Here is a 20,561-nt window from a genome sequence, read left to right as displayed (position 1 = left end):
GGCGGGCCGTCACGCAAGGAGAATTACATGCGCCGAACCAAGGCCGACGCCGAGGCAACACGAAAGAAGATCCTGAGCGCCGCCGAGCGGGTGTTCTACGAGAAGGGCGTTTCCAACACGAGCCTTGAGGAGGTGGCAAGCGAGGCCGGTGTCACGCGCGGCGCCATCTACTGGCACTTTGCCAACAAGACCGATCTCTTCCTCGCACTCTACGATGCGGTGCCGCTGCCGCAGGAAGACATGATCGCCCGCGAGATCGAAACCGAAGCCTTCGATACGCTCGCCATCGTCGAAAAGGCGACGAGCGACTGGCTCGAAATGCTTGCCAAGGACGAGCAGCGCCAACGCATTCTCGCGATCATGTTGAGATGCGACTACGACAACGACATGTCGGCCGTTCTGGTTCGACAGAAGGAGATTGACGAGCGTCACAACGCCACACTCGAACTCGCCTTTACCCGCGCCTTGGAAAGAGGCCAATTGCAGGAAAGCTGGACGCCCCCTTCCGCTGCGCGCGCGCTGCACTGGATGATGATGGGCCTGTGCACGGAATGGCTGCTCTTCGGCCGTCGCTTCGATCTTGTGGCGGAAGGACGCGAGGGTCTCAAGCGTCTCTTTAGCAGCTTCCGCCGGCCACCCGTCACAACCTCGGACCAGTAAGTAGCCGGAAACTAATTTTGGCCGCGTCCTCCTCTACAGCGCCGTGCGTCTTTTCAGACGCACAAGGGTCGCTGTAGCACTTGCATGGCTGCATGCTTTTAAAAAACGGTTCCGACTTAAGGAAACATGCAGCAACTGAAGACGACGGCCTTGCGTCTGGCACCGCTCGACCGCCGGCCGCGGCGCCCGCTCTAGGTCGTCGCGCTGCCCATGATGCGTCAATGCGCCTCGTCCCAGTTGTGCGCGGCGCGAGCGTCGACCTTCAGCGGCACCCTCATGTTGAGTGCAGGCATCGCCGCATTCTCCATCACCGACACGATCACGGGGATGGTTCGCTCGATTTCAGTCTCTTCGACTTCGAAGATCAATTCGTCGTGGACCTGAAGCAGCATTCGGGCGGAGAGTTTCGCCTCCTCGAGTGCCGGCTCCATTTTGATCATGGCGCGGCGAATGATGTCGGCGGCCGAGCCCTGGATCGGCGCGTTGATCGAGGCGCGCTCGTTGAAGGCACGCAGCGACGGGTTGGACGAGCGGATATCCGGATAATGGGCGCGCCGGCCGAAGATTGTCTCGACATAGCCGTGCTCGCGGGCGAAGGCTTTGGTGTTCTCCATATAGTCGCGAATGCCGGGGAAGCGTTCGAAATACCTCTTGATGTAATCGCCCGCTTCCGAGCGTTCGATTGAAAGCTGGTTGGCGAGGCCGAAGGCGGAGATACCATAGATGATGCCGAAATTGATCGCCTTTGCGCGGCGGCGAATCTCGCTCGGCATGCCGTCGACAGGAACCCCGAACATTTCTGACGCCGTCATCGCGTGGATGTCGACACTATCGGCGAAGGCCTGACGAAGCTGGGGAATCTCCGCCACATGCGCCAGCACCCGGAGCTCGATCTGGCTGTAGTCCGCCGAAACCAGCTTGTGACCCGGGGTCGCGACGAAGGCGGTGCGGATCTTGCGGCCTTCGGCCGTGCGTATCGGGATGTTCTGCAGGTTCGGTTCCGACGAGGAGAGACGTCCGGTCGTGGTCGCGGCCAGCGCGTAGGACGTATGCACGCGCTTCGTTTCCGGATGGACGAAGCCCGGCAATGCATCGGTATAGGTGGATTTCAGTTTGGTCAGTTGCCGCCAGTCGACGATCTTGCGCGGCAGGTCGTAGCCGGTGGCCGCGAGATCTTCGAGGACCTGGGCGGAGGTCGACCATTGCCCGGTCTTGGTCTTCGATCCGCCCGGCAGCCCCATCTTGCCGAAAAGAATATCGCCGAGCTGTTTCGGCGAGCCGATGGTAAAGGTCTCGCCGGCCAGACGGTAGATCTCGTCCTCGAGCGCCGCGGCACCTTGCGCCAGTTCCCCGGAAAGGCGGGAGAGGATCTGGCGATCGACGGTGATGCCGCGCTCCTCCATTCGGGCAAGAACGGCAACCAGCGGTCTTTCGAGGCGCTCGTAGACGCGCACCAGCCCTTTCGAAGCGAGCTGCGGCTTCAGCACGTGCCAGAGCCTGAGCGTCACATCCGCGTTCTCAGCCGCATAAGCCGTCGCCTTGTCGACATTAACGAAGTCGAACGTGAGCGACGACCTGCCGCTGCCGGTAATGTCCTTATAGGCGATCGGCTTGTGGCTGAGCCAGCGCTCCGAAAGCGAATCCATGCCGTGGTCAGCGTTGCCGGCATCGATCACATAGGACGCCAGCATGACGTCGTCGAAGCTTTGCATGGTGATCCCATGCCGCTTCATCACGAGGTAATCGTATTTCAGGTCCTGGGCGACCTTCAGCACCGACGGGTCCTCCAGCAGCATCTTGAGCCGGCTCAAGGCCTCGCGCACCGGTACCTGATTTTCCACGAGGCCGCCGCCGAGCAGGTCGCCGACGCCATTCTTGTGGATCAACGGCACATAGGCCGCCCGGATCTTGGCGCCCGATGGGCTAACGCCGTAATCGGCGATCGCCATCGAAAATCCCACCAGGTCCGCGCGCATGGCATCGATCGAGTTTGTCCCCGTTTCGAAACCGACCACACCGGCATCGCGAGCATCGGCGATCCATCGGTCGAGCGTATCGAGATCGCGGATGGCGACATAGCTGGAATGATCGAAGGGTGCCGTCGCGAAGTATTGGGCGCGCGCCTGTGCAAGCCCTTGCGGCGTCGCGCCCGTCGCATCGACGTCTTCCCCGCCGGTCAGGAACGAAACCGCAGCTTTCGCTGCTTCTCCGCGTGGCGGGGCGACGCTCGACGATGCAGGCGACGGCGGCGGGCCGGCGGCCTCCCCGATGTCGAGATCCGGCCCATGGGCTTCGATGCCCCATTCGATCGGGACGTAAGCCGGCTCGATCGCCTCCGCATCCGTATCGGTCGCAGCGGCGACGCGGCGCGTCAGCGCGTTGAATTCCATCGTCTTCAGAAAGGCGATGAGCTTCGGACCGTCTTGCGAATGCAGCCGCAGCTCTTCGAGCGGAACATCAAGCGGCGTGTCGTTCTTCAACGTGACGAGCTCGCGGGACAGGCGCGCGAGCTCGGCATTGGCGATGATGCTCTCGCGCCTTTTCTGCTGCTTGATCTCGCTGGCTCGCGCGAGCAGCGTCTCGAGGTCGCCATATTCCTCCAAGAGCTGGGCCGCCGTCTTCGGGCCGATGCCGGGGATGCCCGGTACGTTGTCGGTCGAGTCGCCGGTCATCGCCTGGAGATCGATCATCTTCTCCGGCGGCACACCCCACTTCTCGATCACGTCGGGAATCGCGATCCGCTTGTCCTTCATGCTGTCATACATCGACACCCGGGAGGTGACCAATTGCATCAGGTCCTTGTCCGAAGAGACGATGGTGACATCGGCGCCCGCCTCCTCGGCAAGCCGCGCATAGGTGGCGATCAGATCGTCCGCCTCGTAGCCGTCCTTCTCGATGCAAGGCAAGTTGAAGGCGCGGGTGGCGTGCCGGATCAGCCCGAACTGCGGAATCAGGTCCTCCGGCGGCGCGGTCCGGTTCGCCTTGTACTGGTCATAAAGCGTGTTGCGGAAGGTCTTCGAGGAGTAGTCGAAGATCACAGCGAAATGTGTCGGCGTCACGCCGACAGACGTATCGCGCGCATCGGTCAGGAGCTTCCAGAGCATGTTGCAGAAGCCCGCAACCGCATTGACCGGCAAGCCGTCGGACTTGCGGTTCAGCGGCGGGATGGCATGGAACGCCCGGAAGATGAAGCCGGAGCCGTCGACGAGGAAGAGATGATCACCGTTTTTCATGCGGCAATGGATAGCGCGAGGGAGGGGAAAGGTCCATTGCGGTTTTCGGCGGATGCCATAAAGTCCCGCCGAGCGAGCGTGCAGGGGCGTGTCTTCTTTGATGGGGTCCTGACCTCGAGCAGGTGGAACAGGAGGCACGGCAAGCAGCGCCTATAGGCTCACGGAAACGTTACACATTTGTAATGTGCGATTCAGTCGGACAATCCTTGAAAAGCCACATTTGACTCCTCAAATTATGCTGACCGGCACTGAAAATGATGCCGTCGTCTGGTGATTGGCCTGTCCCCCGCCCGCACCAGATGAGGACAAAGGCCTTATCCCCCTCTCCGGGCCTTTGTCCCGCTTTCAAAGAGCCGTCACGGCGCAGCCTCCGCGCCGTGACGGTTTTTTGTTGGCTGACGTTGGTCTCCGAGAAGGGCTCAAATCCCCGTGAAGTCGGGAAAACTTCAACTCCATCGCCGGCTTTGTAACTTGTCTTCGCCCCGGTTCGCGGGTACCCATGTTGCATGGCCTTCAACCGGATGGAATCTGCGACCTATCTGGCCAGTCTGCTGGCCAAAAGCTTCTCGCGCGCCCTGCAGGAGCGGGGCCAGAAGCTGGGGTTCGCGCCCGGCCAGTTTCCCATTCTGCTCGAATTGTGGGCCGAGGAAGGGCTGACGCAAAAGCAGCTTTTAGAGCGGCTGGACATCGAGCAGGCGACCATGGCCAATACGCTCGCCCGCATGGAACGCGACGGCCTCATCACCCGGCGCAGACACCCGAGCGACAAGCGCTCGCAGCAGATTTTCCTGACGGAGCGCGCCAGACAAATGGAGGCCGCGGCAAAGGAAGCGGCGCAGGCGGCGGACCAATCGCTTCTCTCCGGCTTTCGCCGCTTCGAAAAGGAGCTCATGCTGGAATATATGCGCATGGCGCTCGCCAACACGGCTCGCGATAACAATATTTCATGAGCCGCCGCAGCCAAGGATTCATCGCTGCATCAAGGGACTTGTTTAAAGCCGCCGGCTTCGGCACGACAGCGCCGCGCGTCCTCTCAGACCTGAAAAGGTGGCCGCAGCACTTCGAAGTCCTGCATGATTTTATTCCTTAATTCGATTTCGATTTAAGAAATCATGCAGTAGGTTCCGGGCGAGACCCACGCAAGGATTCGCACGATGGCAGATATAACTCCCGTTCTTGAGCGCGCCGACGCAAATCTTCCGAAGAGCCTCGAACGGCTCTTCGATCTCGTCCGTATCAAGTCCATCTCCACCGACCCGGCCTTCAAGCTGGAGTGCCGCAAGGCGGCGGAATGGCTGTTGGCGGAACTGAACGCGCTCGGCTTCACCGCCTCAGTGCGTGACACGCCCGGTCACCCGATGGTCGTTGCCCATCATGACGCGGCGATGGCGAGCGCTCCGCACCTGCTCTTCTATGGCCATTACGACGTGCAACCGGTGGATCCGCTGAATCTTTGGGACGCTCCCCCCTTCGAGCCGGCGATCAAGGAAGTCGAGCCCGGCCGCAAGGTCATTACCGGTCGCGGCACCGCCGACGACAAGGGCCAGTTGATGACCTTTGTCGAGGCCGTGCGCGCTTACAAGGAAACCCAGGGCGCGCTTCCCTGCCGCATCACCATTCTCTTCGAAGGGGAAGAAGAATCCGGCTCTCCTTCGCTCAAACCGTTTCTCGAAGCCAATGCCGCCGAACTCAAGGCCGACTATGCGCTGGTCTGCGACACCAGCATGTGGGACCGCGAGACGCCCGCGATTTCCGCGGGCCTTCGCGGCCTTGTCGGCGAGGAGATCATCGTCAAGGCGGCGGATCGCGACCTGCACTCCGGCTATTTCGGTGGCGCGGCGGCGAACCCGATCCATATTCTGGCCGATATCCTCGCAGGTCTTCACGATGAGACCGGCCGCGTGACGCTCAACAATTTCTATGACGGGGTCGAGGAGACGCCCGCTCAGATCAAGGCCGCATGGGAAACGCTTGGCCAGACCGCCGAAAAATTCCTCGGCGAGATCGGCCTCTCCATTCCGTCCGGTGAAAAGGGGCGGTCCGTGCTCGAATTGACCTGGGCGCGCCCGACGGCGGAGGTCAACGGCATTACCGGCGGCTACACGGGCGAAGGTTTCAAGACAGTGATCGCCGCGCAGGCCTCGGCCAAAGTCTCCTTCCGTCTCGTCGGCAACCAGGATCCGGCGAAAATCCGCGAGACATTTCGGGCCTATGCCCGGTCGAAGATCCCGGCGGACTGCTCGGTCGAGTTCCATGCGCATGGTGCTTCGCCGGCTATCCACCTCCCCTACGATTCGGCCCTGCTGAACACGGCGAAGTTCGCACTCTCCGACGAATGGCCGAGGCCAGCCGTCGTCATCGGCATGGGCGGCTCGATCCCGATCGTGGGGGATTTCCAGAAAATGCTCGGCATGGAATCGCTCCTCGTCGGCTTCGGCCTTTCCGACGATCGCATCCACTCGCCCAACGAGAAGTACGAGCTGCAATCCTTCCACAAGGGCATCCGCTCGTGGATCCGCATTCTCGACGCGCTCGCCGCTTGAGGCCGGACCGTGGCGGAGGCACCCTCCGCCACGGTTTTGCCAAGTGATCCGGCTGCCGGCAACCACGCGGCGATGGCGCCGCCAACGAGGATCGCACCATTCTCCCGTTATGCATCCGCACGCTTGACGAAGCGCGAGCGGATATCGGTTATCACTGCTTGACCTGCCGGGCGCAGGATGCTTCCCTTTTCTGAAAACAAATCAGAATGGGAAATGGGCTGTTGGCAAGCGAGAGGACCGAGGCACCGCGCTCGAAGCGCGATCCTTTTCGTGCGCAGGATTGGCGTGACCGCTCCGGCAAGTCCCCGATGCCCCGAGCTCTTCTCGATCGCGAACACGTCCTGGCGCCGGTATGAGACGCCTTAAAGCATATTTCTGGCCGGTCGTCGGACTGGCGGCGATTCTCTTTTCGGTGAACGCGCTCTATCACGAGCTCCGCGGCCTTTCGCTCGATGAATTCGTCGCAAGCTTCCAGGCCATATCGATCAGAAGCTGGCTGCTCGCCGCCGGCTCGACCTTGGTCGCCTATGGGGCACTTGCCGCTTACGACCGGCTGGCGCTCGACCATCTCGGCCACCGCATATCCATCTGGTTCATCACGCTCTGCTCGTTCACGACCTACGCGCTGTCGCATAATCTCGGCGCGTCGGTCTTCTCCGGCGCCGTGGTCCGTTACCGCGCCTATAGGTCAAAGGGCCTCACCGCCGGCGAGGTGGGCGTGCTCGTCGCCTTCTGTTCCTTCACCTTCACGCTCGGCACGCTGATGCTGTCGGCGATCGTGCTCCTTGCGAAACCCGACATCATCGAGCGGTTTGCGGAGTTCCTGCCGATTGAGATGTCGCTGACGACCGGCATTTTGCTTCTCGTGCTTGTCGGCCTCTATATCCTCGGAAGCCTGATCGGCCTTCCCCCGATCCGCACGCGATGGTTCCAGCTTCATTATCCGCGGCCTTCGATCGTGCTCCGGCAGTTGGTGATCGCCCCGGTCGAACTGCTGGGCGCCGCCGGCATCATCTATTTCGCCCTGCCGCAGGCCGGCAATCCTGGCTACGTCGTCATCCTCGGGATTTTTCTGGCATCATTCTCGGCGGCGCTGCTCTCGCATGCGCCGGGTGGCCTCGGCGTTCTCGAGCTCGTCTTCATCGCCGCCCTTCCGGAAATGGATCCCGCCGACGTGCTTGCAGCGCTTGCGATCTTCCGGCTGCTCTATCTCCTCATACCTTTCGTCATGGCACTTGTGGTCATTCTCGTTTTCGAGCGCTCGCGTTTCCTGGCCGAGCGCGGTGAGAAGGGCCTTTAGCGTTCATCGCGCACTGCATGTTCTTAAATCGGAACCGATTTAAGAACATGCAGCAATTCAAAGTGCTACAGCGACCTCATGCGTCTGAGAAGACGCATGGCACTGTAGTATCAGGGCGCGTTGCAGACGGCGGGTATGGCGTTTTCGATCGGCCCCTGCACCTCATCGATCCGCGCCGCTTCGATCTGGTAGGGCGTGAAGGGCGGAACCTGAAGTGACGGGTTGATGATGCGGGCGACGTAGCAGCCGGAGAAGAAGCGAACTTTTGACGTTCGATCGACCGATTTGATCGCAACGGGGACGGCCGCGTAGATGCTGCCGGCAGCGCCCTCCGTCGTCACCTTGCCGATCCTCACCTCGACCGTGTCAGTGTCCGCATAGCCGTTCGCAAATGCCTTGAAATCGCCCACCGGCTTCGATTCGCCGAAATAGCCGTAAGCCCTCGTATTCCTTCCGGTTGATAGCGTTATAAAGCGAGCGAACGAGCGCCGCCCCATCGGAACGGTCGTCCACATAGGCGACGGACTCCTGCGCCCGGCCGTCGACGTTCATTGCCGCAAGGGCTGCAAATCCCAGCGCTGCCAAAGAACGAACCCTCATCACCTCTCCCCTCGACGACTGCATGTTTCCTCAAGTCGGAACCGATTTAAAAACATGCAGCAATTCAAAGTGCTACAGCGACCTTTGTGCGTCGGAAAAGACGCACGGCGCTGTGGGCGATCAGCAGGATTCATTGCGATCACGACTATTTTGGGTTGAGGCGGTTCAAAACCGTCACGCCGGCGGCAGGCCGGCCTTGCGCCTCGCAACGACACGCTCTCGCCAAACGGTGAATATCCCGGCGGCGACCACCAACACGGAGCCGACGATCATGCTTGCCATCAGCGTCTCTCCAAAGATCGTGACGCCCATGATCGAGGCGAAGACGAGTTGCAGATAGGTGAGCGGCTGTACCGCCACCGCATCCAGCATGTCATAGGCTCGGATCAGGAAATAATGGCTGGAGGTGCCGGTAATGCAAAGCAGGAGCATCCAGCCCCAATCCGGGCCGGACAGCGTCGCCCAGAAGAAAGGGCCGACAAGACTGATCGCAACGGCGCCGACGACGCCGGTATAGAAGAAACTGGTGATCGCCGCGTCGTCGCGGCTCACCAGCCGCGTCGTGATGACATAGATCGCGAAGGTCAATGCAGCCGTGAGCGGCAGCAGGAAGTTCACGTCGAAGGTGCCCTCTTCGGGCTTCAGGATCATGAGGACGCCGACAAGGCCGGCAGTGATGGCCGCCCAGCGCCGCCAGCCCACCCGCTCGCCGAGCAGCGGCATCGAAAGCAGCGCGACGAACAGCGGCGTTGCCGAGAGGATCGCCTGCGAATGCGCGAGGCCGACGATGGTGAAGGATGTGATGACGATAACGATCTGCGCCGCCAGCAAGACACCGCGCAGCAGCTGGAGCACCGGCCTCTTCGTCACGATCGTGGCGCCAATTCCGCCCGGCGCCCGCGACGCCAGCACAATAGCGAAGACGGCAAAGGCCCAATAACGGATCATCGCCACGAAGACCGGCGGGTAAATGGCGCCAAGGTGCTTTGAGATGCCGTCCTGGATGGCGAAGATGACGATCGCCAGAAGCGCGAAGACGTAGCCATTTGCTTTGGATTTCATAGATCAGCAGATACACGCGCTTTGCGACTGCAACCACGATTTTTTCAAAGCGTCCTGCAGATTTGCCGCCGTCGAATTCGGAAACCCGTTCTGATGAAAATAAAAAGACCCCGAGCCGGGAGGAGGTGGCGTCGGGGTCTTTAAACTTGATCGGTTTCTGGGAGGAGGAGTGAAACCGACCTGCATCGGGCGCCGCGGGAGGAGGTGCAGCGCTTCGATAAACACACGATAAATCATTCCGGCTGATTTAACATAGCTAATGCTGCATTGCAGCATTGCGCAGGACGCAGGGCAACGGCAGAAGAAGTCGCGGATATATCGATGTCGGACAGGGAGAGGGCGGGCAAGGGTAACGAATTGAGAGAACTTAACAAAGTGTGAATTCGGGCTCTTAACTCCCCCTTAAATTGCCGCATTTAGAGTCCAACGGATCGGCACGAGCGGGGCGGGAGCAGCATCCCGCAATCGCTCGACAAACTGCGCCGCCGGAATCGCTGGAGCGATAATGCAACCGGGTCCGGCCTCAAAGGGACGCATCCTTCCGGCATGGCGAGCGGCAAATCAGGACAGCGGATAGAACCCTCCTTCGGCGGCAATGACGACGATGACGATTTCCGCGTCGAGGCGAGCGATCGCGTGAGCGGCGCACGCAAATCCAGGCGCGCCAAGTCCACGCAAAGCAGCGGCAAACGAGAGCCACGCGGCAGGCGCGCGAGCAAAGGCGGCTCCGGCAGCGGCTTTTTCGGGCTCGTGCGGCGCCTCGCCTATTGGTGCGTCGTGCTCGGCATATGGGGCGCCATCGGCGTCGGTGGCCTGGTGCTCTATTACGGCGCGCGCATGCCGAGCGCCACCAGTTGGTCGATCCCGGACCGTCCGCCGAACGTGAAAATTCTCTCGGTTAGCGGCGACATCATCGCCAATCGGGGCGCGACCGGCGGCGAGGCGCTGTCGCTCGAAAACATGTCGCCCTATATTCCCCAGGCCGTGATCGCCATCGAGGACCGCCGGTTCTATTCGCATTTCGGCGTCGATCCGCTTGGCCTCGCACGCGCCATGCTGACGAATCTCACGGCCGGGCGCATGGTTCAGGGCGGCTCGACCTTGACGCAGCAGCTCGCCAAGAACCTGTTCCTCTCGCCTGAGCGGACTTTGGAGCGGAAGGTGCAGGAGGTGCTGCTCGCCCTCTGGCTGGAACAGAAATACTCCAAGGACCAGATCCTGGCGATGTATCTCAACCGCGTCTTCTTCGGCTCCAACGCCTATGGCGTCGAAGCGGCTTCGCGGCGCTACTTCAACAAGTCGGCACGCGACGTCAATCTCGGCGAGGCGGCGTTGCTCGCCGGTCTGTTGAAGGCGCCGTCGCGGCTGTCGCCGGCACGCGATCCGCAGGCAGCCGAGCAACGGGCGCAGGTCGTGCTCGGCGCGATGCGCGAAGAGGGCTTCATCAGCGACGCCGAGATCAAGACGGCGATGTCGCAGGCACCGACGCGGGCCAAGAGCTTCTGGTCGGGCGCCGAATACTACGTCGCCGACATGGTGATGGACCAGCTTCCCGGCATGATCGGCGAGATCACGCAGGATCTTGTGATCGACACGACCATCGACCTAGCGCTTGAAAAGGAGGCCGAAGAGGTCATTTCCGCGACATTGGAGGCGGAAGGAGGCAAGCTCAATGCCTCGCAGGCCGCCCTCGTCTCTATCGACGGCACCGGTGCGATCAGAGCCCTGGTCGGCGGACGGGATTATGCCGAAAGCCAGTTCGACCGCGCCTCCAAGGCCAAGCGCCAGCCGGGTTCCGCCTTCAAGCCCTTCGTCTACGCGGCGGCGCTCGAGATCGGTCGCACGCCCATGTCCGTCCGCAATGATGCGCCGGTCAGGATCGGCAACTGGACACCGGAAAACTACGATCAGAAATATCGTGGAGACGTAACGCTTGCCGATGCGCTCGCCAATTCGCTGAATACGATCGCCGCCCAGCTCGTCATGGAGGTGGGGCCGCAACAGGTCGTCAAGGTCGCACATCGACTGGGAATCGATTCGGAAATGCAGGCGAACGCCTCGATCGCGCTTGGAACGTCGGAAGTCACGCTTGTCGAGCTGACGTCATCCTACGCGCCCTTCATGAACGGCGGTTTCAAGGCAACGCCGCATGTCATCCGCCGCATCTCCACCGCGGACGGCACGGTGCTCTTCGAAAATACCTACGACAACCCGCCGCGCGTGCTCGATCCGGCGATCGTCAGCGAGATGAACCAGATGATGATGCGCGTACTGACGACTGGAACCGGCAAGAAGGCGCGCCTGCCGGGCTGGGAGGCGGCCGGCAAGACGGGCACCACTCAATCTTTCCGCGATGCGCTTTTCGTCGGCTATACGTCCAACCTGACGACCGGCATCTGGTTCGGCAACGACGACGGCAAATCGATGAAGAAGGTGACCGGTGGAGGCCTTCCCGCCAAGGCCTGGCACGATTTCATGGTTGCGGCTCACGAGGGTCTTTCGCCGTCGCCGCTCTTCGGCACGACCGGCGTCCAGCCGGTCTTCGACGGCGGCGCGGCCGCTGGCGCCGAGGCGGTTTCGGACGGCTTCGGAACCGGCGCTGCCGATGCATTTCCCGAGCCGCCGGCAAGCGTTGATGGCACGGCCGCCATCGAGCAAGTACGCCCGGCGAACGAACAGGAAGGGGGCCCGATTCCGCCCGAAGGCGTCGGCGAGACGACCGGGGCGACGCGCCGGACCACGCTTTTCGACCTGCTGACAGGCGGCTGAACGACCGCCGGAAACGCGCTCTGCCACGCGGTTTTCCCGCAACGGGAAGTAGCGATATCGATATCCCTTCGCAGGAACAAGAAACGCCGCTTGCATTTGCCCCTGATCCCCCCGCAGAATGCCTTGCAGTCCGAAACGCCGGTCCTTATATACGCCGCATCGGCGCAGCCCGAGCTGCGATAAAATTCAAAGACCATCCCGTTAGGGGCTGTCCCACGAATGCCTGACCGGGTTCCGACAGTCCGCTGCAAGGAGAGAACGACATGGCTAAAGTAATTGGTATTGACCTGGGAACGACCAACTCCTGCGTCGCCGTCATGGACGGCAAGGACGCGAAGGTGATCGAAAACGCCGAGGGCGCGCGCACGACCCCCTCGATGGTGGCATTCACCGACGACGGCGAACGTCTCGTCGGCCAGCCGGCCAAACGCCAGGCCGTCACCAATCCGGAGAACACCCTCTTTGCGATCAAGCGCCTGATCGGCCGGACCTTCCAGGATCCGACGACGCAGAAGGACAAGGGGATGGTCCCCTACAAGATTATCAAGGCCGATAATAACGATGCGTGGGTCGAGGCCCAGGGCAAGGGCTACTCCCCGTCGCAGATCTCCGCCATGATCCTCCAGAAGATGAAGGAAACGGCCGAATCCTATCTCGGTGAAAAGGTCGAGAAGGCCGTGATCACCGTTCCGGCCTACTTCAACGACGCCCAGCGTCAGGCCACCAAGGACGCCGGCAAGATCGCCGGCCTCGAAGTGCTGCGCATCATCAACGAGCCGACCGCGGCCGCGCTCGCCTATGGCCTCGACAAGAAGGAAGGCAAGACGATCGCCGTCTACGACCTTGGCGGCGGTACATTCGATATTTCCGTGCTCGAAATCGGCGATGGCGTCTTCGAAGTGAAGTCGACCAACGGCGACACCTTCCTCGGCGGTGAAGACTTCGACATGCGTCTGGTCGAATACCTGGCAGCCGAGTTCAAGAAGGAACAGGGCATCGACCTCAAGAACGACAAGCTTGCGCTGCAGCGCCTCAAGGAAGCTGCCGAAAAGGCGAAGATCGAGCTGTCGTCCTCGCAGCAGACGGAAATCAACCTGCCGTTCATCACGGCCGATGCTTCCGGTCCGAAGCATCTGACGATGAAATTGTCGCGCGCCAAGTTCGAAAGCCTGGTCGAGGATCTGATCCAGAAGACCATCGCGCCCTGCAAGGCGGCGCTCAAGGATGCCGGCGTCTCCGCGGCCGAGATCGACGAAGTCGTTCTCGTCGGCGGCATGACCCGCATGCCGAAAGTTCAGGAAACCGTGAAGCAGTTGTTCGGCAAGGAGCCGCACAAGGGCGTGAACCCGGATGAAGTGGTCGCCATGGGTGCTGCCATCCAGGCCGGCGTTCTGCAGGGCGACGTCAAGGACGTTCTGCTCCTCGACGTGACCCCGCTGTCGCTCGGCATTGAAACGCTCGGCGGCGTCTTCACCCGCCTGATCGAGCGCAACACGACGATCCCGACCAAGAAATCGCAGGTCTTCTCGACGGCCGACGACAACCAGTCCGCGGTGACGATCCGCGTTTCCCAGGGTGAGCGCGAAATGGCGGCGGACAACAAACTGCTCGGCCAGTTCGACCTCGTCGGCATTCCGCCGGCGCCGCGCGGCGTACCGCAGATCGAAGTCACTTTCGACATCGACGCCAACGGCATCGTGCAGGTATCGGCCAAGGACAAGGGCACCGGCAAGGAACACCAGATCCGCATCCAGGCATCCGGTGGTCTCTCCGACGCCGACATCGAGAAGATGGTCAAGGACGCCGAAGCCAATGCCGAGGTCGACAAGAAGCGCCGCGAAACGGTCGAAGCCAAGAACCAGGCCGAAGCCCTGATCCATTCTTCAGAGAAGTCGCTGAAGGAATATGGCGACAAGGTTTCGGAGACGGACCGTAAGGCGATCAGCGACGCGATTGCGGCGCTCAAGACCGCCGCCGAGGCTTCCGAGCCGGACGCCGAGGACATCAAGGCCAAGACCAACACGCTCATGGAAGTTTCCATGAAGCTCGGCCAAGCGATTTATGAGTCTCAGCAGGCCGAAGCCGCCCATGCGGATGCAGCGGCCGACGCCGCTCGCGACAGCGATGTCGTCGATGCCGATTTCGAAGAGGTCAAGGACGAGGACGGCCGCAAGCGCTCTGCCTAAGTTTGGCCTTTGCAACGAACGAGCCCGGGAGCGATCCCGGGCTTTTTTGTGTCAACGCGGCGAAATTCCAGGAAGCGGATTTGGCGAAGCGGGGGTGTCTTTCCCGACGGTCGCCCGCTCACAGGCATGATGCAACCCCGTCAATCATCGCTGGCGAGGTGACGGCCCGTCGAAAACTGCATTTTTCAGACAAAAATCCGCGCTAGTACCGAGTTGGCTATGGCATCGCGCTTTAAGGTTTACTAAATCCTGTGGCAAGATAATCAGGTTGCCGCCGGGGCACGCGCTGGCAAGGCCTGCCAAAGGATAATCTTTGAAGCATGAAACGTGATCTTTACGAAACGCTTGGCGTTGGAAAAAACGCGGACGAGAAGGAGCTGAAAAGCGCCTTCCGCAAACTGGCGATGAAGTATCACCCGGACAAAAACCCCGGTGACACAGAAGCGGAAAAATCCTTCAAGGAAATCAACCAAGCCTACGAGACGCTGAAGGACCCGCAAAAGCGGGCAGCCTACGACCGCTACGGACATGCTGCCTTTGAGCAGGGCGGCATGGGCGCGGGCTTCGGCAACGGGTTTGGCGGCGGCAGCGCCGCCGGCGGCTTCTCCGATATTTTCGAAGATATTTTCGGCGAGATGATGGGCGGTGGCCGCCAACGGCGCTCGTCCGGCGGCCGCGAACGCGGCGCGGACCTGCGCTACAACATGGAAATCACGCTCGAGGAGGCCTATACCGGCAAGACCGCGCAGATCCGTGTTCCGACCTCCATCACCTGTGACGTCTGCACCGGCACGGGCGCGAAGCCTGGCACCAGCCCGAAGACCTGCCCCACCTGTCATGGGTCCGGCCGGGTGCGTGCTGCCCAGGGCTTCTTCTCGATCGAGCGCACCTGCCCCACCTGCGGCGGCCGTGGTCAGACGATCACCGATCCGTGCACGAAGTGCCATGGCCAAGGCCGGGTCATGGAGGAGCGGACGCTCTCGGTCAACATCCCGGCCGGCATCGAGGACGGAACGCGCATCCGCCTTTCAGGCGAAGGCGAAGCCGGACTTCGCGGTGGACCGCCGGGCGATCTCTATATTTTTCTGTCCGTCAAGCCGCATGAGTTCTACCAGCGCGACGGCGCCGACCTCTATTGCAGTGTGCCGATCTCGATGACGACGGCGGCGCTCGGCGGTAAGTTCGATGTCACAACGCTCGACGGCACGAAGTCCCGCGTGACAGTGCCGGAAGGCACGCAGGCCGGCAAGCAGTTCCGCCTGAAAGGCAAGGGCATGCCGGTGCTGCGCTCCAACCAGATGGGCGATCTCTACATCCAGATCCAGATCGAGACGCCGCAAAAGCTCACCAAGCGCCAGCGCGAATTGCTGCAGGAGTTCGAGCAGATCTCGTCCAAGGAGAACAATCCGGAATCGGCGGGCTTCTTCGCCCGGATGAAGGATTTCTTCGATACGTTGAGCGATTGACCTCATTCAAGCGCGCGTCCCATACAGCGCCGTGTCTATTCAGACGCGCAAAGGTCGCTGTAGCGCTTTGAATTGCTGCATGTGTCTTTAGATCGGCTCCGATCTAAGGACACATGCAGTAGAGGCGCGCTCCCGTCAGAGGGCTGCGGCAAACAATTGCCAGAGGCCGAAGACGACGAGCACCGCGCCTGCGGCGCGGGAGAGCACGCCGCCTGTCGGCAGCAGCTTCTCAACAAGAACGAAGACGGCGATCACGGCGATCCACAGGACATTCATGACGCCGACGACAAACAGCAGCGTCATCAGCGCCCAGCAGCAGCCGACACAATAGAGGCCGTGGCGAAAACCGAGAGCGACCGCCCCGCGCGGATCGCGGCGGAAGCCGCCGTGGTTCTGCAGAAAGACGATCGGCGCCTGGCATTGCCGCAGGCACGCGTCCTTGAGCGGCGTCCATTGGTAGAGACCCGCAACCACCAGCACGACGCCGCTGAACACGCGGCTGGCGCTCGCAAGCGCCGGCGTCAACAGCGCGCCGTCGATCAGCCATTGTCCAAGTGTTGCGGCCAGAGAGAAGCCAGTCCAGGCGAGGAGATAACCGCCGGCGAAGAAGCCGGTCGTCGCAAAGGGCTTGCCATCTCCTCGGCTCTGCCGGCCGACACGGGCATAAAGCAGGATCATCGGCGTCGCCGAAGGAAGCATCATGCCGACCATCATCACCATCCACATCGTCAGCGTGAAGGCGGCATCAACCGCGGTCCAGGGACGCGGAGAGACGCCGATCAGCTTTTCGAGATCGGCCTGCCCTTCGCTCCCCATTTCCATGCCGTCCCCCATCGGCGTGTCGGCATCCATTCCCGCTTCGGGCGTGACCATACCGCCCATATCCATGGTCGTGGCCAGCCAGAGGATATAGATCCAGGCGAGAGCCACCAGAGTGGCGACCGACGCGGCGATGACCGTCCGGTCGCGTCGCAACAAGGTTTCGAGAGCGGTATCCGGCATCACGTCAGTGGACCACGCCACTTTCGGTCATGTGCAACTTGGCGAAATGCGCATGCGAGTCGGTCAAGGAAAGCGTAAGGGGACCGGTGGTATCGGCCCATCCGCGGCCGACCTCACAAATGTCGTATTCGAACCCGCTCGGAAGGTTCAGCCGGGCGCGGTGCTCCGCTCCGGTCACCGGATTGAGAATCGGCTCCCCGCGCGCCTCGATCCATCCCGGTACGTTCAGACGCGCCGTGCGGGCTTCCAGGTCGACTTCAAAATCGATCGGCGCGAAAACCGGATCGTGAAACGTCTCGAAAGTCGTCGAAAACACCTGGAAGAACGTGGCGCCCGGTTCGGTATCCTGGCCGCTCATAATGCGCAGCAGCGCCTCGCGCTGCTCGTCGGATGCGCGCTCGTCGACGATCGGCACCACTGCGCCCCTACCCTCGTGAATGGCGCCCGGCCAGGCCACAATCATGCCGCATCTAAGACCGTCGAGCCGGGTATCGCCATGATGCCCCTCCTCAATGTCGATTGCGCCCACCGCGCTGCAATGCCCGTGCGTCGGCAATGCGTTAAACTGGCAGGGGCAGCCATAGGCGCAATTGCAATGAATAAACTCACGACCCTTGATCGTCCATCTGACGTTCGCCATCGTCTCCTCCCAAGATCCGACCAATTCCGTCAAGCACAGATTTTTTAGGCACAACTTTTTATTAGGTTGCAAAAATATACTCTCTGGCATCGGCAATGCCAACGGGGCACCCGCCGTCCTCCGACGGCGAGAGGTCTCCGCCTTGTTGGGAGACACGGAAGTATCACGGATCGAGGCGCGGCGACCTCAGCCGACCAGATCGACGGCGAAGTAGGAGAGAGCCGAGATCACAGCAGCCGCCGGCAGGGTGATCACCCGGGCGACGACGATGTTTCCGGCAAGACCTCAGCGTACCGCCGAGACGCGCCGGGCCGCTCCGACGCCGATGATGGCGCCGGTGTCATGAGGCTGCCATATTGCACCTGTGCTCCCAGGAAAATTCCGAACCCGCGGAAAACGAGAGCTTTCCCACAGGAGAAGCCTTTTGGAACGCCGTTGCGCAGGGGCGCAAAGCGGGCTGTGAGCGTCTCGCGATTGTGATCGCCCCTCATTCCGGCTCTCGCGGCTCACAAGCAGGGAGAGGAGGTTTTGCGATCGGAACGTTGCCGCGAATCTCTTTTTCCCGCACCTGGAGAAGGTGGCAGGCAGGCCGGATGAGGGCGAACCGGGCGCCCTTTCGCCTTGCCATGGCCCCGCTTTCGTCCTACCTCACGGAAAGATCGAACTCGGACCCGCAATGCCCCACAAGGTCTTCCTAACCCGTCTGAAACTGACCGACTTCCGCAACTACGCGGCCTTGGCGCTCGACCTCGATGCCCGTCATGTGGTGCTGACCGGAGAGAACGGTGCGGGCAAGACCAATCTGATGGAAGCGATTTCCTTTCTCTCACCCGGGCGGGGCCTCCGCCGTGCTGCTTACGCGGACGTCGCTCGTGTCGGAGCGAGCGATGGTTTCTCGGTCTTCGCAGCAGTCGATGGCATGGAAGGCCCTGTGGAGATCGGTACCGGTACGGCGGGCACCGAGGAAGGGCAATCGCGGCGCCTGCGGCTCAACGGCACCCCCGCCCGCACCGTCGACGAGTTGACCGATCACTTGCGCGTGCTCTGGCTAACGCCGGCGATGGATGGCCTCTTTACCGGCCCGTCCGCCGATCGCAGGCGCTTTCTCGACCGGCTGGTGCTCTCACTCGATCCCGAACACGGGCGGCGCGCCAGCGAGTTCGATCGCGCCATGCGGAGCCGCAACCGGCTCCTTGCGGAATTTCGCCCGGATCCCGCCTGGCTCTCCGCGATCGAGCGGGAAATGGCCGGGCTCGGGGTGTCGATGGCGCTTGCCCGGCAGGAGATGCTGGGCCTGCTTACGGCGCTTGTGGAGCGAAGCCAGAGCGATGGAACCTTTCCTTCGGCCAGCCTGTCGCTCGCCGGGTTTCTCGATGAGTTCCACGTCGTACCGGCCTACGACCTGGAAGAACGCTACCTTGCGATGCTGCAGGAGGGCCGAAGTCGCGATGCCGCGGCGGGCCGCACGCTGGACGGTCCTCACCGCAGCGACCTTATGATACGCCATCGCGAAAAGGATATGGAGGCGGAACGCTGCTCGACCGGCGAGCAGAAAGCGCTGCTTGTCGGGCTGGTGCTGGCCCATGCGCGGCTCGTTGGCGACATGACCGGCCACGCACCGATCCTTCTGCTCGACGAAATCGCCGCCCATCTCGACGAAGGGCGGCGCCGGGCGCTCTTCGGTCTGGTGGACGGCTTGGGCGGCCAGGCTTTCATGACCGGGACCGACAAGAGCATGTTCAGCGCCATCGGCGACCGCGGTCTTTTTCTGACCGTTGCCAACGGGCGCGTTTCCGGGTGACATGCGACCATTGCGGCGCATCCGAGAAGGGCGCGCAAGAAGACTGGAGCAGACAATGACCGCTGCGACGCTTGATCCATCGGAAATCGCGCGTTACGCGCGCCACATCGTCTTGCCGGAGATCGGCGGGGCGGGGCAACAGAGGCTCAAGGCGGCACGCGTGCTCGTCATCGGCGCCGGCGGTCTCGGCGCGCCGGCTTTGCAATATCTCGCCGCGGCCGGCGCCGGAACGCTCGGCATCATCGACGACGACGTGGTTTCGCTTTCGAACCTGCAGCGCCAGGTGATACACGGCACTGCGGATATCGGCCGGCCGAAGGTGGAAAGTGCCGCAGCCGCCATAGGCGGGCTCAACCCGCACGTGACGGTCGTCCCGCATGCGCTGCGACTCCATGCGGAAAATGCCGACGCGATCTTCCGTCAATATGACCTGGTGGTCGACGGCTCGGACAACTTCGATACGCGTTATCTTGCGGCGGACACGGCGGAAGCGGCGGAGGTCCCGCTGGTGACCGGCGCCGTCGGCCGGTTCGACGGTTCCGTTACCGTCTTGAAGCCCTATGAGAGCGATGCCGAGGGGCGACCCAATCCCTCCTACCGCGATCTCTTTCCCGAGCCGCCTCCGCCTGGCACGGTACCGAGCTGCGCCGAGGCCGGCATCCTCGGCGCATTGACCGGCGTCATCGGCACCCTGCAGGCGATGGAAGCGATCAAGCTCATCACCGGCATCGGCGAACCGCTCGTCGGCCGACTGCTGCTCTATGACGCGCTCGCCGCACAGTTCAACACGATCCGGTACCGGCGCGGCATGACGCGTTGATCATGCAAACGATTCGTATCGACGAGCGGTTCGATCGTTTCGAAGAGTTGCTGTCGCTGATCCTCACCTCGTTTGCCTATATGGAAGGGCGCATCGATCCGCCATCCTCGGCCCGTGCGCTGACAGTGGGGGCGCTGCGCCATAAGGCGAAGAACGAGTTGGCCTTTGCGATCGCTGACGAGCGAGACCTTCTCGGCTGCGTGTTCTGCAAGCGGGAAACGGATTGCCTCTACATCGGCAAACTCGCCGTCGCGCCGCCGTGCCAAGGCAAGGGCGTCGGCCGCCTGCTCCTTGCCGCTGCCGAGCGGACCGCGCGCGAGCTCGGACTGCCGGCACTGAGGCTGCAGACGCGCATTGAGCTTGCCGCGAACCACGCCACCTTCGTGGCATGGGGCTTTGTCGAGACGGGCCGCTCCGCCCATCCCGGCTTTACCCGCCCGACCTCGATCGAGATGTGGAAATTACTGTAGCCGTCAGAG

General features: G+C 62.1%; 14 protein-coding genes and 2 pseudogenes. 10 read left to right on the top strand and 6 right to left on the bottom strand.

The window, feature by feature from the left end; genetic code table 11:
* Positions 1-27: 27 nt before the first annotated feature.
* Positions 28-660, top strand: coding sequence for a TetR family transcriptional regulator (locus tag PYH37_RS11895; protein WP_280735146.1), 633 nt, complete (start codon positions 28-30; stop codon positions 658-660).
* Positions 661-878: 218 nt separating this feature from the next.
* On the opposite strand, the gene polA is transcribed toward PYH37_RS11895, so the two are convergent.
* Positions 879-3,893: a DNA polymerase I gene (polA, locus tag PYH37_RS11890; RefSeq protein WP_280735145.1), complete on the bottom strand. Its 3,015-nt coding sequence runs from the start codon at positions 3,891-3,893 to the stop codon at positions 879-881.
* A gap of 506 nt (positions 3,894-4,399) precedes the next feature.
* On the opposite strand from polA, the gene PYH37_RS11885 reads away from it, so the two are divergent.
* The 3 genes from PYH37_RS11885 to PYH37_RS11875 all read left to right on the top strand — a co-directional run bounded on the left by PYH37_RS11885 (position 4,400) and on the right by PYH37_RS11875 (position 7,736).
* Positions 4,400-4,843 (top strand): MarR family winged helix-turn-helix transcriptional regulator, encoded by a 444-nt coding sequence (locus PYH37_RS11885; protein ID WP_280735144.1) that lies wholly within the window; start codon positions 4,400-4,402, stop codon positions 4,841-4,843.
* A 204-nt stretch (positions 4,844-5,047) separates the two neighbouring features.
* The gene (locus PYH37_RS11880) at positions 5,048-6,436 is read left to right on the top strand and encodes a M20/M25/M40 family metallo-hydrolase (protein ID WP_280735143.1); all 1,389 of its coding nucleotides are present in this window, start codon (positions 5,048-5,050) and stop codon (positions 6,434-6,436) included.
* 352 nt (positions 6,437-6,788) lie between these two features.
* Positions 6,789-7,736, top strand: a complete 948-nt coding sequence (locus PYH37_RS11875) for a lysylphosphatidylglycerol synthase transmembrane domain-containing protein (protein ID WP_280735141.1) — start codon at positions 6,789-6,791, stop codon at positions 7,734-7,736.
* Between the two features lie 110 nt (positions 7,737-7,846).
* Here the strand turns inward: PYH37_RS11875 and PYH37_RS11870 are convergent.
* Positions 7,847-8,336, bottom strand: a pseudogene (locus PYH37_RS11870) (hypothetical protein).
* Positions 8,337-8,510: 174 nt separating this feature from the next.
* Positions 8,511-9,398, bottom strand: coding sequence for a DMT family transporter (locus PYH37_RS11865; RefSeq protein WP_280735138.1), 888 nt, complete (start codon positions 9,396-9,398; stop codon positions 8,511-8,513).
* 546 nt (positions 9,399-9,944) lie between these two features.
* Here PYH37_RS11865 and PYH37_RS11860 point away from each other — a divergent pair.
* The 3 genes from PYH37_RS11860 (at position 9,945) to dnaJ (ending at position 15,819) form a co-directional block, all read left to right on the top strand.
* Positions 9,945-12,167 carry a transglycosylase domain-containing protein gene (locus PYH37_RS11860; RefSeq protein ID WP_280735137.1) on the top strand — a complete coding sequence of 741 codons (2,223 nt, stop codon included), beginning with the start codon at positions 9,945-9,947 and terminating at the stop codon, positions 12,165-12,167.
* Between the two features lie 263 nt (positions 12,168-12,430).
* Entirely contained in the window at positions 12,431-14,353 is a 1,923-nt protein-coding gene (dnaK, locus tag PYH37_RS11855; RefSeq protein WP_280735136.1) for a molecular chaperone DnaK, read from the top strand.
* Positions 14,354-14,673: 320 nt separating this feature from the next.
* Positions 14,674-15,819, top strand: a complete 1,146-nt coding sequence (dnaJ, locus tag PYH37_RS11850) for a molecular chaperone DnaJ (RefSeq protein ID WP_280735135.1) — start codon at positions 14,674-14,676, stop codon at positions 15,817-15,819.
* A gap of 135 nt (positions 15,820-15,954) precedes the next feature.
* On the opposite strand, the gene PYH37_RS11845 is transcribed toward dnaJ, so the two are convergent.
* The 3 genes and pseudogenes from PYH37_RS11845 to PYH37_RS11835 form a co-directional block, all read right to left on the bottom strand.
* A complete protein-coding gene (locus tag PYH37_RS11845) occupies positions 15,955-16,824 on the bottom strand; it encodes a DUF2182 domain-containing protein (protein ID WP_280736016.1) in 870 nt (289 codons plus the stop codon).
* 1 nt (position 16,825) lies between these two features.
* Positions 16,826-17,461 (bottom strand): DUF1326 domain-containing protein, encoded by a 636-nt coding sequence (locus PYH37_RS11840; protein ID WP_280735134.1) that lies wholly within the window; start codon positions 17,459-17,461, stop codon positions 16,826-16,828.
* 186 nt (positions 17,462-17,647) lie between these two features.
* Positions 17,648-17,800, bottom strand: a pseudogene (locus tag PYH37_RS11835) (inorganic phosphate transporter); the annotation flags it as partial.
* Between the two features lie 337 nt (positions 17,801-18,137).
* Here PYH37_RS11835 and recF point away from each other — a divergent pair.
* From recF to PYH37_RS11820, 3 genes are read left to right on the top strand one after another with little or no spacing between them, the layout of a single operon-like run.
* Positions 18,138-19,262, top strand: a complete 1,125-nt coding sequence (recF, locus tag PYH37_RS11830; protein ID WP_425336134.1) for a DNA replication/repair protein RecF — start codon at positions 18,138-18,140, stop codon at positions 19,260-19,262.
* A gap of 55 nt (positions 19,263-19,317) precedes the next feature.
* Positions 19,318-20,082, top strand: coding sequence for a molybdopterin-synthase adenylyltransferase MoeB (locus PYH37_RS11825; RefSeq protein WP_280735132.1), 765 nt, complete (start codon positions 19,318-19,320; stop codon positions 20,080-20,082).
* Between the two features lie 2 nt (positions 20,083-20,084).
* Positions 20,085-20,552, top strand: coding sequence for a GNAT family N-acetyltransferase (locus PYH37_RS11820; RefSeq protein ID WP_280735131.1), 468 nt, complete (start codon positions 20,085-20,087; stop codon positions 20,550-20,552).
* Positions 20,553-20,561 lie beyond the last annotated feature (9 nt).

The sequence above is a fragment of the Sinorhizobium numidicum genome (assembly GCF_029892045.1).
Taxonomy (GTDB): Bacteria; Pseudomonadota; Alphaproteobacteria; order Rhizobiales; family Rhizobiaceae; genus Sinorhizobium; species Sinorhizobium numidicum.
This window is presented reverse-complemented; position numbering and strand designations above follow the sequence as displayed.